14 protein-coding genes are annotated in these 12,904 nt (G+C 73.7%); all 14 read left to right on the forward strand.

Going from position 1 to position 12,904, the window contains the following annotated elements:
• Window positions 1–70 precede the first annotated feature (70 nt).
• The 14 genes from HCU62_RS07370 to HCU62_RS07435 all read left to right on the forward strand — a co-directional run bounded on the left by HCU62_RS07370 (window position 71) and on the right by HCU62_RS07435 (window position 12,903).
• On the forward strand, window positions 71–433 hold the full coding sequence (locus HCU62_RS07370; protein WP_163297430.1) for a DUF3391 domain-containing protein: 363 nt from the start codon (window positions 71–73) through the stop codon (window positions 431–433).
• On the forward strand, window positions 417–1,271 hold the full coding sequence (locus tag HCU62_RS07375; protein ID WP_163297432.1) for an HDOD domain-containing protein: 855 nt from the start codon (window positions 417–419) through the stop codon (window positions 1,269–1,271). Before HCU62_RS07370 ends, HCU62_RS07375 begins: the two co-directional genes overlap by 17 nt.
• Window positions 1,268–3,451 (forward strand): ATP-binding protein, encoded by a 2,184-nt coding sequence (locus HCU62_RS07380; RefSeq protein ID WP_163297434.1) that lies wholly within the window; start codon window positions 1,268–1,270, stop codon window positions 3,449–3,451. Before HCU62_RS07375 ends, HCU62_RS07380 begins: the two co-directional genes overlap by 4 nt.
• 134 nt (window positions 3,452–3,585) lie before the next feature.
• Window positions 3,586–4,167, forward strand: coding sequence for an LPP20 family lipoprotein (locus HCU62_RS07385; RefSeq protein ID WP_163297436.1), 582 nt, complete (start codon window positions 3,586–3,588; stop codon window positions 4,165–4,167).
• 34 nt (window positions 4,168–4,201) lie between these two features.
• Window positions 4,202–5,227 carry a S1C family serine protease gene (locus tag HCU62_RS07390; protein ID WP_163297438.1) on the forward strand — a complete coding sequence of 342 codons (1,026 nt, stop codon included), beginning with the start codon at window positions 4,202–4,204 and terminating at the stop codon, window positions 5,225–5,227.
• Window positions 5,228–5,275: 48 nt separating this feature from the next.
• Entirely contained in the window at window positions 5,276–5,995 is a 720-nt protein-coding gene (locus HCU62_RS07395) for an HAD family hydrolase (RefSeq protein WP_163297440.1), read from the forward strand.
• Window positions 5,996–6,135: 140 nt separating this feature from the next.
• Complete coding sequence (locus HCU62_RS07400; RefSeq protein WP_163297442.1) at window positions 6,136–6,771, forward strand: DUF4410 domain-containing protein; 636 nt, start codon at window positions 6,136–6,138, stop codon at window positions 6,769–6,771.
• A gap of 11 nt (window positions 6,772–6,782) precedes the next feature.
• The gene (locus HCU62_RS07405) at window positions 6,783–7,058 is read left to right on the forward strand and encodes a phosphopantetheine-binding protein (protein ID WP_163297444.1); all 276 of its coding nucleotides are present in this window, start codon (window positions 6,783–6,785) and stop codon (window positions 7,056–7,058) included.
• Between the two features lie 5 nt (window positions 7,059–7,063).
• Window positions 7,064–7,498, forward strand: coding sequence for an acyl-CoA thioesterase (locus HCU62_RS07410; RefSeq protein ID WP_163297446.1), 435 nt, complete (start codon window positions 7,064–7,066; stop codon window positions 7,496–7,498).
• Window positions 7,499–7,506: 8 nt separating this feature from the next.
• Window positions 7,507–8,298 (forward strand): glycosyltransferase family 2 protein, encoded by a 792-nt coding sequence (locus HCU62_RS07415; protein WP_169755529.1) that lies wholly within the window; start codon window positions 7,507–7,509, stop codon window positions 8,296–8,298.
• Window positions 8,243–9,463 carry a beta-ketoacyl-[acyl-carrier-protein] synthase family protein gene (locus HCU62_RS07420; protein WP_163297450.1) on the forward strand — a complete coding sequence of 407 codons (1,221 nt, stop codon included), beginning with the start codon at window positions 8,243–8,245 and terminating at the stop codon, window positions 9,461–9,463. Before HCU62_RS07415 ends, HCU62_RS07420 begins: the two co-directional genes overlap by 56 nt.
• A 1-nt stretch (window position 9,464) precedes the next feature.
• Window positions 9,465–10,673 (forward strand): beta-ketoacyl synthase N-terminal-like domain-containing protein, encoded by a 1,209-nt coding sequence (locus HCU62_RS07425; RefSeq protein WP_169755530.1) that lies wholly within the window; start codon window positions 9,465–9,467, stop codon window positions 10,671–10,673.
• Entirely contained in the window at window positions 10,670–12,031 is a 1,362-nt protein-coding gene (locus tag HCU62_RS07430) for a B12-binding domain-containing radical SAM protein (RefSeq protein WP_163299232.1), read from the forward strand. The genes HCU62_RS07425 and HCU62_RS07430 overlap by 4 nt, the downstream gene beginning before the upstream one ends.
• Window positions 12,010–12,903 (forward strand): class I SAM-dependent methyltransferase, encoded by an 894-nt coding sequence (locus tag HCU62_RS07435; protein WP_163299233.1) that lies wholly within the window; start codon window positions 12,010–12,012, stop codon window positions 12,901–12,903. Before HCU62_RS07430 ends, HCU62_RS07435 begins: the two co-directional genes overlap by 22 nt.
• Window position 12,904: the final 1 nt, after the last annotated feature.

Consider the following 12,904-nt stretch of genomic DNA (forward strand, 5'->3'; position numbering starts at 1 on the left):
CCCCGGAAGCGGCCGAAAAATGTAGGGGTGAGACAGGGGGGACGGCCGGCGCCGAAGCCAAGGGGAGGCCATGGCCTGTATCAGCGTGGACGAGCTCAAGCCCGGGATGGTGCTCGCCCGGAGCGCGGTGGACCGGAACAACCGCGTCCTCCTCGCGGCCGGGACCACCCTCACGGAAGACCACATCAAGATCTTCCGGGCCTGGGGGGTCACCGAGGTGAGCGTGGAAGGCCGGGTTCCCGGCCCGCCCGAGACCGAGGCGGCGGCCGCGGCGGACCCCGAGCGGATCCGGGAGGTCCGGGAGCGGCTCGAGGAGCGGTTCCGGCACGTGGACCTGGAGGACCCCGTGGCCCGGGAGGTCTTCCGCCTGCTGGCCGTCCGGGAGCTGGGCAGGGAAGGCCGCGAGGAGCGAGAAGATGGCCCGCCATCCTGAAGACCTGGTCCTCGGGGCCGACGTCTCCTCCCTGCCCGACATCTACCAGCGCATCAGCCGGGCGGTGGACGATCCCCTCAGCACCAGCGCGGACATCGGCCGCATCATCAGCGAGGACACGGGGCTCTCCGCCCGGCTCCTCCGCATCGTCAACAGCCCCTTCTACGGATTTCCGTCCAAGATCGAGACCATCTCCCGGGCGGTCACCATCATCGGGACCCGCCAGCTCCGGGACCTGGCCCTGGCCACCTCCATCGTCAAGATGTTCGAGGGGGTCTCCAGCGACCTCGTGGACATGGAGAAGTTCTGGCGCCACAGCGTGGCCTGCGGCGTGGCCGCCCGGATCCTCGGGACCTACCAGCGCTATCCCAACGTGGAGCGGCTCTTCGTGGCGAGCCTCCTCCACGACATCGGCCGCCTCATCCTCTACCTCCAGGTGCCCCAGGAGGCCCGCCGGGCGCTGACGGCCGCCCGGGAAGAGGGCCGCCTGGTCCGGGATGTGGAGGAGGAGGTCCTCGGCTTCGATCACGCCGACGTGGGCCGCGCCCTCCTCAAGTTCTGGAAGCTGCCGCCCAGCCTGGTGGAGGCGGTGACCTACCACCACCGCCCCCGGCGGGCCATGCTCTTCCCCGTGGAGGCCGCCACCGCCCATCTCGCGGATTTCATCGTCAACGCCCGGCAGCTCGGCACCAGCGGCGAGCGCTTCGTCCCGCCCCTCGACGCCGACGCCTGGCGCACCCTGGGGCTCTCGGTGAACGTCCTGTCGCCGGTCCTGGCCCAGCTGGAGCGGCAGTACAAGGACGTGGTGGCCATGATCATCCCGGTCTACTGTTCATGAAGCGGGAAACGCCCGACCCGGAGAAGGAACTGGCGGCCCTCAGGGCCCGGCTCGAACGCCTGGAGGGGCAGTACCAGTGGGCCATGGACTCCCTGGCCCTGGTGGCCTCCATGGGCGACTTCCCCACCGGGGTCAAGACCGGGGGGGACGCCGCGACGCTCTTCGCCGAGACCCGGCTGCGGCTCCGGAAGCTCCTCGACTTCGAGCTCACCGCCTTCGCCACGGTGGACGAGGCGGACTCGAGCTTCCGCCTCGCCGACTGCGATCCCGCCGCCCGGACCCGCTTCATCCAGGCCGAGATGGACCGGTGCATCGAGGAGGGGACCTTCGCCTGGGCCCTCTTCCGGAACCGGGCGGTGATGGTACCTCTCCAGGACGGCACGCGGACGCTGCTCCTCCATGCCCTGGCCACGCCCTCTCGGGTTCGGGGCATGTTCCTCGGGATCTTCAAGGGCACCTCGGCGGAGGTCAAGGAGGCCACCCTGAACCTCCTCTCCATCGTGCTCCGCCACTGCGCCAATTCCCTGGAGAGTCTCGAGCTCTACCGGTGGATCCGGGAGCAGAACCAGAACCTCGAGGAGACGGTGCGGCGCCGGACCGCCGAGCTCGAACGGGCCCGGCGGCAGGCGGAGGAGGCCAGCCGCGCCAAGAGCCGTTTCCTCGCCAACATGAGCCACGAGATCCGGACCCCCATGAACGGGGTCATGGGGATGCTCGAGCTCCTCAAGGCCACCCCCCTCACCGAGGAGCAGCGCGGCTACGTGGAGACCGCCTACGCCTCGGCCGAGATGCAGCTCGCCATCATCAACGATCTCCTGGACCTGTCCCGGATCGAGGCCGGCAAGCTCAGCCTCGAGTCCGTGGAGTTCGACGTGGCCGAGGCCGTGGAAGACGTGGTGGCGCTGTTGTCCGAGGGCGCCCACCGCAAGGGCATCGAGACCGCCTGTTACATCGGGCCCGCGGTGCCCCGGCTCGTGGAAGGGGACCCGGTCCGGTTCCGGCAGGTCCTGGCCAACCTCGTGGGCAACGCCGTGAAGTTCACCGAGTCGGGGAGCGTGGTGGTCCGCGCGGGGCGGGAGGTCGGCGACGGCGGCTCCGGCTGGCTCCGCGTCGAGGTCCGGGACACGGGGATCGGCATCGCCCCGGAACTCCAGCCCCAGCTCTTCCGCCCTTTCACCCAGGGGGACGAGAGCACCACCCGCAAGTACGGGGGGACGGGGCTGGGGCTGGCCATCTCCCGGGAACTGGTGGAGATGATGGGCGGCACCATCGGGTTCGAGAGCCGGCCGAGCCGGGGCTCCACCTTCTGGTTCCGCCTGCCGCTCCGGAGGCCCTCCGCCCCGGAGGAGCGGCGGCCGGCCCTCGAGGGGGAGCGGGTCCTCCTGGTGGCCCCGCCCGGGCCCGCCCGGTCCGTGACGGAGGACTACCTCGACGACTGGGGGATGGACTGGGCGGGGGCGGAGACCGCGGACCAGGGGCTCCTGTGGCTCCAGGCCGCTGCGGCCCAGGGACGGCCCTATCGCCTCCTCCTCCTGGACGCCCGGGTGCCCGGGGTCTCGGATCTCTCCCTGCCCCACGTGGTCAAGGATGACCCGGCCCTGGAGGGGGTGCGGATGGTCCTCCTCGACGTCCAGGGATCCCGGGTCCTCTCGGGCGAGGGCGCCCGGCTCTTCCATGGCCTCGTCGTCAAGCCCCTCCGAAGGTCCACCTTGCGTGGCGGCCTGCTCATGGCCCTGGGCCACCCCGAGCAGGAGGAGTCGGCGGCGGACGTCCCGGCCGTGAGGGACCGGTTCTCGGGCCGGGTGCTCCTTGCCGAGGACAACGAGGTCAACCGGGTGCTCGGCATGGCCATCCTCGGCCGGTTCGGCCTGGATGTGGAGACGGCGGCCAACGGCCGGGAGGCCGTGGAGGCCGTCCGCCGGGGCCGCTTCGACCTGGTGTTCATGGACTGCCAGATGCCGGAGATGGACGGCTACGAGGCCACCCGACGCATCCGCGACGAGGAGGAGGCCGCCGGCGACGGTCGCCGGATTCCCATCATCGCCATGACCGGCAACGTCATGGCCGGGGACCGGGAGCGGTGCCTCGAGGCCGGCATGGACGGCCACCTCGGTAAACCCTTCACCATCCGCCAGGTGCGGGACATCCTCGCCCGGTATCTCTCTCCGCCCCGGGGGTGACGGCGCCGCACAGACCGCCGGCCGCTGCGGTGGACATCTCCCCCTCCCGGATATACATTCGGATATCGTCCCGCGCGTGCGGGGCCCGGCCGCCGTCCGTGTGGCGCCGGTCAGCCCAGACAGGAGGTCTCCCGATGAACGTCGTCCGCCTCGTCATGGTGTCCGCCGTCGCGGTGCTCGTGCTCGCCGCCTGCGCCAAGAAGGCCCCCGAGGTTCCCAGCGCCTACGCCCCGGGTGCTCCCGAGTGGGTGGTGAAGGGGAGCGGCGCCTTCGAGTCCGATCACGGAAAGGTCTTCTACGGGGTGGGATCGGCCTCCGGCATCCGGAACGCCTCGCTGCTCCGGATGACCGCCCAGAACCGGGCCCGGAACGAGCTGGCCAAGATCCTCCAGGTCTACACCGCTTCCCTCATGAAGGACTACATGGCCTCCACCACCGCCGGCGAGCCGGGGATCTCCTCCGAGGAACAGCACGTGGAGGCGGCCATCAAGACCGTGACGAGCCAGACGCTGTCGGGGGTGGAGATCGTGGATACCTGGATGGACCCCCGGACAGGGGAACTCTTCACCCTGGCCCGGCTCGACCTCGACGCCTTCACCGATGCCATCGAGAAGTCGCGGGATCTCGACGCCAAGGTGAAGGACTACATCCGGCGGAACGCGGAACGGCTTCACGGCGAGCTCGATCGCGAGCTCGAGCGGATGGGGGGGCGGTAGGACCGCCGACCCGGCGCCGTGCCGGGGGATTCGGATGAGGAGACGTCGCTGCCTTTTCGCCGCCGTGGCCTGGATGCTGGCGGCCCCGGCCCTGGCTGCGGCCTTCCCGGCCGAGGCCGTCTACGAGCGCTGCGCCCCGAAGGTGGTGGCCGTCTGGTGCACCTCCGGGTCGGCCAAGGGGGTCATCGGGGCCGGCTCCATCGTGGCCCCCGGGCGGGTCCTCACCAACGCCCACGTGGTCTTCGTGGCGGGGACGGGCCGGCCCTACCCGAGGATCCGCGTCTACCTCAAGCCGGACCGCCTCACGGGCGACGTGCGGCGCGACCTTCGCCGGCCCCTGGCGGCGCGGGTGGCGGCGGCGGACCCGGCCCTGGACATCGCCCTGCTCGAGGTGGAGGGTCTCCCCGCCGGCCGGGGGACCATCCCCCTCGCCCCTCCCGGCGAGATCCATGTGGGCGAGGAGGTGGTGGCCATCGGACACCCGGAACAGGGCGGCTTCTGGTCCCTCACCTACGGGCGCCTGAGCGGGGCCTTCATGGATTTTCGGGGGGTGGCGGGAAAGCACATGTACCAGACCGACACCAGCGTGAACCGGGGCAACTCCGGCGGCCCGCTCCTGGACGCCGAGGGCCGTATGGTGGGGATGAACACCAGCATCGCCCGGAAGGGCGCGGGGGGTGTGGCCATCACCGGGGTCAACTTCGCCTTGCAGTCCCGCGTGGTGCACGACTGGCTGGCCGGCCGCGGCCTGCGCCTGGCCTACGCAGCCGGCGGGGAGGGGGCCGCCCGGCCGCCCCGTATCGCCGGCGGGGCGAAGCCCACCCGGGAGGCCCCGGGCGCACCTGCCTCGCCCCGGAGCGGGAGCGGGGTTAGGACGGCACGAAGGCCTCCGGTCCGGAGCGGGCCGCCCCCCGTGACCGGGGAGGCGGCGGCCAATGCCACGGCCCCGGCCCGGCCCTTCCTCACCCCGGCCCGGCCCTACGACTACGACGATCTCACCCGCGTGGAGGCGGAACTCGAGGAGATGATGCACGAGATGCGGGGGCGGATCCGGCACTGAAACGATGCCGCCGCACCCGCCGGGCCGCCGCGCACGTCCCTGGCACCGATGCAGCCCACCATCCTCTTCGACATGGACGGGGTCATCCTCGACAGCATGCCCTGGCACGTCCGGGCCTGGCAGGCGGCCCTGGCGGAATTCGGTTTCTCCGTCCCCGAGGCCGTGCTCTACCTCCACGAGGGGGCCATCGAGCCGGAGACCGCCGTGGCCATCTTCGACGGCGAAGGCTGCCGCATGGACCCGGCGGACTTCCACCGCGTCCTCGAGCGCCAGAAGGCCGTCTTCGCCCGGGAGTACCGGCACCGGGTTCGGCCCTACCCGGAGGTGCCCGGGCTCCTCGACCGCCTCGAGGCCGAGGGTTGGCGCATGGGGCTCGTGACCAGTTCCCACGCCGAGATCCTGGACCAGGTGCTGCCCGGGGAGATCCGGCGCCGGATGCGCTGCATCGTCACCGGGGAGCGGGTCGCGCGGCGAAAGCCCTTCCCCGATCCCTATCTCGCGGCCATGGAGGCCCTGGGCATCGGCCCCGGCGGCTGCTGCGTGGTGGAGAACGCGCCGGCCGGCATCCGGGCGGCCAAGGCGGCGGGCCTGGCCTGCGCGGCCATCACCACCACGCTCGCGGCCGAGCACCTGGTCGAGGCCGACGTGGTGGTGACGTCCCACCGGGCACTCCCGGACCGGCTGGCCGGGCTCCTCGCCCTCCCGGGCGAGGCGGCGGGATGCGGCGTGCCGGCCGGGGCCGCCGGCGGGAAGGCGGCGGCCGGCTGATACGGCGCCACGTTGTTGACACTCCGCGGGGGCTCCACTATCCTCGTTAGACCCGGGGCCATAGGGGCGGCCGGCCACGGATCTCAGGGGGCCGGGGCGGGGGCCGTCTCCCGCCGCAGGTGACAAAAAGGAGGCATGGCATGAAGGGACACCGGTTTTCCATCTTCGTCTTGATCCTGGCGGGGCTCATGTTCGCGGCGGGGTGCCGCGGCGGGGGCACGGCCGGCGCCGCGGCCGGGCCGCCGGGGCCGAGCATCAAGTCCTACGCCGATCACACCTTCGACGTCCGCGGCTACGTCCGCGGCATGGTCAAGGGCGGCCACAACCTCCTTATCTGGCAGGACCCGGCCGTGGATCTTTCCCGGTACCACGAGGTCCAGGTCGTGGGCGAGAAGAAGGGACGGTGGCTGCCGGTGCAGAACCGGTTTGCCTACGGGCCCTTCATCAACACCTTCGAGTCCGCCTTCAAGAACGCCCTCACCGTGAAGCGGGGCAGCGGTGCCGGCGCCCTCCGGGTGGAGTGGGCCGTGGTGGCGTGTAACCCCGGCAACCGGGCGGCCCGGTACCTCGTGGGCATGGGGGCCGGCAGGGCCACCGGCGCGGTGGTCTGCGAGGTCTTCGCCCCCGGAAAGACCGATCCCGTCATCCGCGTCTTCGCCAAGGACACCGCCTCGGCCGGCGGCTTCGGGGGTGATTCCGCGGCCATGCTCACCTACATCTTCCAGCAGCTGGGCTTCCGGGTGGGCACGGTCCTCAACGCCCGCATCGGCGGCTAGGGGGAGGGGCGATGCCGGAGCCGGCGCACGACGCACTCAAGGCGGAGCTCAAGCGGCTCATCGTGGACACGCTCCGCATGGAGGACGTCCGCCCGGAGGAGATCGTCGACGACGCCCCCCTCTTCGGAGAGGGCCTGGGGCTCGACTCGGTGGACGCCCTGGAGCTCGTGGTGGCCCTCGAGAAGACCTACGGCATCGAGATCGAAGACGAAGAGGTGGGGCGGACGGCCTTCGCGTCCATTGAGGCGCTGGCCGACTTCGTCCGGCAGAAGCGCCCCCGGCCCTGAAGGCCATGCGCTGGTTCGAGACCACCTTGCGGGTCCGCTTCAACGAGGTGGACCCGTGGGGTGTCGTGTGGTACGCGAACTACTTCGCCTACGTGGAAGCGGCCCGGGCCGAGCTCCTGGACCGCTTCCGGCTTCTCCCGGGGGAGCTTCGGCGGCTGGGGTTCACCGCCCCCGTCATCCGCGTCCGGGCGGACTACAAGGCCCCGGCCCGTTTCCACGACCGGCTCCGGGTCCGGCTCGGCCTCCGGCCCTCCGAGGCGGCCAAGCTGGTCTTCCGGTTCCGGATCGACCGGGAGGCGGACGCGGCCCGGATCATGGAGGGCGAGACGGAGCAGGTCCTCCTGCGGGACGGTTCGATCCTGGTGTACAAGCTGAAGGGCCCGCTCAAGGAGCGCATCGAGGCCATGTCCCGCTGGTTCGAAGGGGATGTGACGGCGTGAGGGGCGACATGCGGCGGCCCTGCGTGGTGGTTCCGGCCTACAACGCGGAGGCGACCCTCGGGCCGCTCCTCGAGCGGCTCCTCCCCCTCGCCGGGCGGGTGGCCGTGGTGGACGACGGCTCCGCCGACGGGACCGCCCGGGTGGCCGCCGCCTTCGCCCCCCGGGGCGTGGAGCTCCTCTGCCACCCGAGGAACCGGGGAAAGGGGGCCGCGCTCCGGACGGGGTTCCGCTGGGCCATGGCGCAGGGGTGCCGGGCGGTGGTGACCCTGGACAGCGACCTCCAGCACGCCCCGGAGGATCTGCCGGCCCTGCTGGCGGCCTTCGACGAGACCGGGGCCGACGTCCTGGTGGGCTCCCGGGTCCACGAGCGGGACCGGATGCCGGGGGCCCGCCGGTTCGGCAACTGGATCAGCAGCTGGTTCGCCGGCCGTTTCTGCCACCGGCCCGTTCCGGATTCCCAGTGCGGCTTCCGCATCTACCGCCTGCCCGAGTGCGCGGGGCTCCTGGCCGATCTCCGGGCCGACCGCTTCGACGCCGAGACCGAGGTGCTCCTCAAGGCCGCCGTCCGGGGGCTTCGGATCGCCTTCGCCCCCATCACGGTCATCTACCCGGAGGGAGGGCGTCACCGGAGCCACTACCGCGCCTGGGTGGACACCCTGCGCATCATCCGGCTCTATTTCCTGGAACTCTGCCGGCGGACCTTCACCCCCCGGGGGCGGAGGGACGTGAGGGAGCTCAGGCGCCATGGACCGGGCGGCTGTCACGGGTCTGGGTATCGTCTGCTGCCTCGGGAGTGGTAAGGAGGCCGTCTGGCGCCGGCTGCTCGCCGGGGCCGACGGCTTCGGGCCCCTCCGGCGCGCCGGGTTCGAGGACTTCGGCGGCGCCGTGGCCGGCGAGGTCCCGGACGAGGCCCTGGCGGCCTTCTCGGCGGCCGCGGACCCCCGCTGGTCCCGCTTCGAGGCCCTCGGGATGCTGGCCGCCGGCGAGGCCCTGGCCGACGCCGGCTGGTCCGGGTCCGGGCCCTACCCGCCGGACCGCGTGATGCCCGCGGCCGGGGTGGGGGCGGCCGGGATGCTCGAGGCCGAGGCATGGCGCGAGGCGGTCCTCCGGGGCGATGCCCGGGTGCCCGCCCGGCAGCTTCACGGCTACCCGGTCTCGTCCCTTGCCGACCTCCTCGCCATGACCCACGGCTGGTCCGGCCCCCGGTTCTCCATCGCCACCGCCTGTTCCTCCAGCTCGGTGGCCTTGGGGCTCGCGGCCGCCGCCGTGGCCTCGGGGCGGGTCGACGCCGCGGTGGTGGTGGGGAGCGAGGCCCTCAGCCGGCTGACATTCGCAGGTTTCCACAGCCTCCGCTCCATGGACCCGGAGACCTGCCGGCCCTTCGACCGGCGCCGCCGGGGGCTCGTCCTCGGGGAGGGGGCGGCGGCCCTGGTCCTCGAACGGGCGCCCGAGGCGCTTCGCCGCGGGGCCCGGGTCTATGCCGAGGTGCTCGGCTGGGGGTTCGCCGCCGACGCCTACCACATGACGGCGCCCCCGCCCAACGGGGAAGGGGCGGCCCGGGCGGCCCGGGCGGCCCTGGACCGGGCCGGCCTCGCCCCCGGGGACATCGGTTACGTGAATCTCCACGGCACCGGGACCCGGGCCAACGACCCGGCCGAGACCCGGGCCATGGAGGCGGTCTTCGGCGCGGCGGCCCCGGACGTCCCCATGTCCTCCACCAAGTCCGTGACGGGCCACTGCCTCGGCGCCGCCGGGGCCGTGGAGTCGGTGATCACGGTACTCGCCCTCCACCACGAAACGGCCCCGCCCACGGCCCACCTCGAGGAACCCGACCCGGAGTGCGGGCTCGACTACGTCCCGGGCGCCCCCCGGCCCATCCCCGGGGTCCGGGCGGCCTTGAACAACGTCCTGGCCTTCGGCGGCAACAACGCGGCCCTGGTCTTCGGACGCCCCGGGGCGGCCTAGCATGGAGCGCGGCGTCGTGCACGTGACCGGCCTGGGGTGCGTCTCGCCCCTGGGCGCCGGCGTCCCGGCCCTCGTCGCGGCCCTCGCGGCCGGGGAGGGCCGGATCCGGCCCTTGCCGCTCCCGCCGGGGGCCGGCCGGGGGGCCTGCCTCGCCGGGGCTGCGGCGGACTTCGGCGAGATGGCCCGGAGGTACCTCCCGCCGGGCCTCAGGCGGAAGATGGCGCGTTTTTCCCTCCTGGCCGCGGCGGCGGCCGGGGAGGCCCTGGAATCGGCGGGCCTCGAGCCGGGGGCCGGGGCCCGGACCGGGGTGGCCTTGGCCACCGCCTTCGGGAGCACGGGGCGGAGCGACGAGTTCTTCCAGGACTTCCTCCGGGAGGGCCCGCGGCACGTGAACCCCGGCCTCTTCCCCGAGACGGTCCCCAACGCCCCCGCCGGCCAGTGCGCCCTGGCCTTCGGGCTCCTCGGCCCGAACCTCGCCCTGTGCCGGCTCTCGCTCTCCTCCGAGCTCGCCCTGGCCGCGGCCCTGGACCTCCTGGCCGCGGGGGCGGCCGACCGGGTCCTGGTGCTCGGGGTGGAGGAACTGGCCCCGGCGCTTCTGGCCGGGCTCGCCGCCGCCGGCGTCCTCAAGCGGCCGGAAGAGGCGGCGGGGGACGGGGTGCGGCTCTCCGGCCGGACCCTCCCCGGGGAGGCCGCGGCGGCCCTGGTGCTCGAGCGAGGGGAGGCCCTCCGCGGCCGGGGCGGGCGGAGCCTCGCGGTGATCGAGCAGGTCGAGGCCCTCGGCGGCGGCCTGCGCGCCCCCCGGTTCCACCGGGTGGAGGCGGCGGCCGGGGCCGTTCTGGACCGGCTGCTCGCCGGGTCCCCGCCGCCCGCAGTGGTGGCGGCCGGGACCTTCGTGGCCGCCGCCGACCGGGGCCTGGCCTCGGCGCTGGCCCGGCGCCTTCCGGGGCAGACTCCCGTGGCGGTCCCGGAGTACGCCACGGGTCACCTCTTCGGCGCGGGGCTCCTCCGGGTGCTCGTCGCCGTCCTGGCCCTCGGCGGGGCCGAGGTGCCCGCCCGGGTGCTGGAGGCGCTTCCGCCCGACCCGGCCCCTCCCGGCGGGGACCGGATCCTGGCCGCCGGCGGGCCGGGAGGGGGCGTGCTGGTGCTGGCGGCCTCGGCGGGGGGCGGGGCCGCCGGGGTCCGGCTGGGGCCGGGGGAGGGGGGGGCGTGAGGATCCTCCTCGTCTCTCCCAACGAGGAACTCCTGCCGGACCCCGTCTTCCCCCTGGGGCTGGCCTGCCTTGCCGGCGCCCTCCGCGCCCGCGGCCACGAGTGCCGGGTCTTCGACCTCTGCGTGGAACCCGAGGCGGAACTCGATGCCCTGGCAGCGGCCTTCGCCCCGGAGCTCGCCGCGGTCTCCATCCGCAACGTGGACAACGTCGCCTGGCCCCGGACCGTCCGGTACCTGCCCCGGTACCGGGAGCTGTGCGCCCGGCTCCGGGCCGCCGCCCGCTGCCCCCTGGTCCTCGGCGGGGCGGGGTTCTCGCTCTTTCCCCGGCAGCTCATGGCGGCCCTCGGGGCCGACTTCGGCGTGGTGGGGAGCGGGGAGGTCCCCCTCGCGGCCCTCGCCGAGTCCCTCGAGGCCGGGGGGCGCGGGCTGGAGGCGGTGCCGAACCTCCTCTACCGGGCCGGCGGCCGCATCCGCGCCACCGGGCGGCGGACCCTGCCGCTGCCGGAGACGGCCCCGGACCGGGCCGGCTTCCGCCTGGACCGGTACCTGGCCGCCGGCGGCATGGCCAACGTCCAGACGCGCCGGGGGTGTCCCTTCCGGTGCGTCTACTGCGGCTACCCCCTCATCGAGGGGCGGCGCCAGCGGCGGCGGCCGGTTCCGGAGGTGGTGGCGGAGCTGGCGGGTCTCGCCGAGCAGGGCATCGACGAGGTCTTCTTCGTGGACAGCGTCTTCAACCACCCGGTGGACTATGCCAAGGCGATCTGCCGGGGTATCCTGGCCGCCGGCCTGCGCCTTCGCTGGACGTGCTACGGGGCGCCGCGGGATCTGGACGCCGAGGCGGTGGACCTCTTCCTCCGCTCCGGCTGCATGGGCATCGAGTTCGGGACGGACACCCTCTCGCCCCGCATGCTGGGCGCCATGGGCAAGGCCTTCACGGCGGCGGAGGCGGCCCGGGTCTCGGCGCTCTGCCGGCGGGCGGGGCTCCCCTTCTGCCACGCCATCCTCGCCGGCGGTCCCGGGGAAGACCGCGAGAGCCTCGAGGAGACCGTGGACCGCCTCGAGGCCCTGGAACCCGACGCCGTGGTCTTCATGACCGGGATCCGGATCATCCCCGGGACCCGCCTCCACGAGATCGCCCGGGCGGAGGGACTCCTGGAGCCCGGGGCCGACATGCTGGAGGCGCGTTTCTACCTCCCGCCGGGCCTGGCGGAGACCCTGGACGAGCTGGTCCCCCGGCTCGCCCGGCGGCACAAGAACTGGATCTTTCCCGGCCATGCCGTCCGCTGCTCGCCGGAGCTGGCGGCGCGGCTGCGCCGGCAGGGTGTGAGGGGGCCCCTGTGGCTGAACCTCGGGAGATGACCGGTGCGCGGTGCCCGCTCTGCGGGTCGCCGGAGATTCCCTTCTTCTACGAGGAGGGCGGCTTCCGGTACCGGCGGTGCCGGCGGTGCCGGCTCGTCTTCTTGCGGCCGCTGCCGGGGCGGGACTTCCTCGAGGCCCACTACCAGGGCTACCTCGAGACCACCGAGGCCGGGGAGCGGGCCTGGGGCCGGGAGATGGAACCGGTGGTGCGGGCGGCCGCCGACGCCCTTTCCGGGATGTTCCCGGCCCCCGGGCGGCTCCTGGACGTGGGGTGCGGTTACGGGTTCTTCCTCGCAGAGATGCAGCGGCGGGGCTGGGAGGTGGAGGGGCTGGAGCTGTCCAAGGGGGCGGCGGAGCTGGCCCGGCGCCGGACCGGGGCGCCCGTCCGATCCCTGTCCGTGGAAGCGGCCGAGTTTCCCGCGGCCTTCGACGTGGTCACCCTCTTCTACGTCATCGAGCACCTCCCCGATCCCATCTCCGTGCTCCGGAAGATCCGGGGGGTCCTCCGGCCCGGCGGCGTCCTGCTCCTCCGTTACCCCAACACGGCACCCCTCATCCGGCTCGTCGGCCCTCGCCTGGCCCGGCGGCTCCGGCTCATGCAGGCCCCCTCCCACCTCTACGACTTCTCGGCGGCGGCCATGGACCGGATGCTCCGGATGGCGGGGTTCGCCGAGACCCGGACCACCCTCCTCGGCAACACCCGGCCCCGCCGCCTTGTGAGCCGCCTCGTCTCCTGCTATATAGGAGGGCTGGCGGAACGGGCGGCCCGCTGGACCGGGGGCCGCCTGCTCCTCCCCGGCGTCAGCCGGGTCACCTTCGCCTCCGGCGCGCCGGGCCGCCTCCCGCGGCCCCGCAGCCGGCGGCGCCTCTGAG

Source organism: Dissulfurirhabdus thermomarina, assembly GCF_012979235.1.
GTDB lineage: Bacteria > Desulfobacterota > Dissulfuribacteria > Dissulfuribacterales > Dissulfurirhabdaceae > Dissulfurirhabdus > Dissulfurirhabdus thermomarina.

What these genes read in the sequence shown, in the direction of transcription:
- HCU62_RS07370 (WP_163297430.1), top strand. Translation starts at nt 71, where the DNA reads ATGGCCTGTATCAGCGTGGACGAGCTCAAGCCCGGGATGGTGCTCGCC.
- HCU62_RS07375 (WP_163297432.1), top strand. Translation starts at nt 417, where the DNA reads ATGGCCCGCCATCCTGAAGACCTGGTCCTCGGGGCCGACGTCTCCTCC.
- HCU62_RS07380 (WP_163297434.1), top strand. Translation starts at nt 1,268, where the DNA reads ATGAAGCGGGAAACGCCCGACCCGGAGAAGGAACTGGCGGCCCTCAGG.
- HCU62_RS07385 (WP_163297436.1), top strand. Translation starts at nt 3,586, where the DNA reads ATGAACGTCGTCCGCCTCGTCATGGTGTCCGCCGTCGCGGTGCTCGTG.
- HCU62_RS07390 (WP_163297438.1), top strand. Translation starts at nt 4,202, where the DNA reads ATGAGGAGACGTCGCTGCCTTTTCGCCGCCGTGGCCTGGATGCTGGCG.
- HCU62_RS07395 (WP_163297440.1), top strand. Translation starts at nt 5,276, where the DNA reads ATGCAGCCCACCATCCTCTTCGACATGGACGGGGTCATCCTCGACAGC.
- HCU62_RS07400 (WP_163297442.1), top strand. Translation starts at nt 6,136, where the DNA reads ATGAAGGGACACCGGTTTTCCATCTTCGTCTTGATCCTGGCGGGGCTC.
- HCU62_RS07405 (WP_163297444.1), top strand. Translation starts at nt 6,783, where the DNA reads ATGCCGGAGCCGGCGCACGACGCACTCAAGGCGGAGCTCAAGCGGCTC.
- HCU62_RS07410 (WP_163297446.1), top strand. Translation starts at nt 7,064, where the DNA reads ATGCGCTGGTTCGAGACCACCTTGCGGGTCCGCTTCAACGAGGTGGAC.
- HCU62_RS07415 (WP_169755529.1), top strand. Translation starts at nt 7,507, where the DNA reads ATGCGGCGGCCCTGCGTGGTGGTTCCGGCCTACAACGCGGAGGCGACC.
- HCU62_RS07420 (WP_163297450.1), top strand. Translation starts at nt 8,243, where the DNA reads ATGGACCGGGCGGCTGTCACGGGTCTGGGTATCGTCTGCTGCCTCGGG.
- HCU62_RS07425 (WP_169755530.1), top strand. Translation starts at nt 9,465, where the DNA reads ATGGAGCGCGGCGTCGTGCACGTGACCGGCCTGGGGTGCGTCTCGCCC.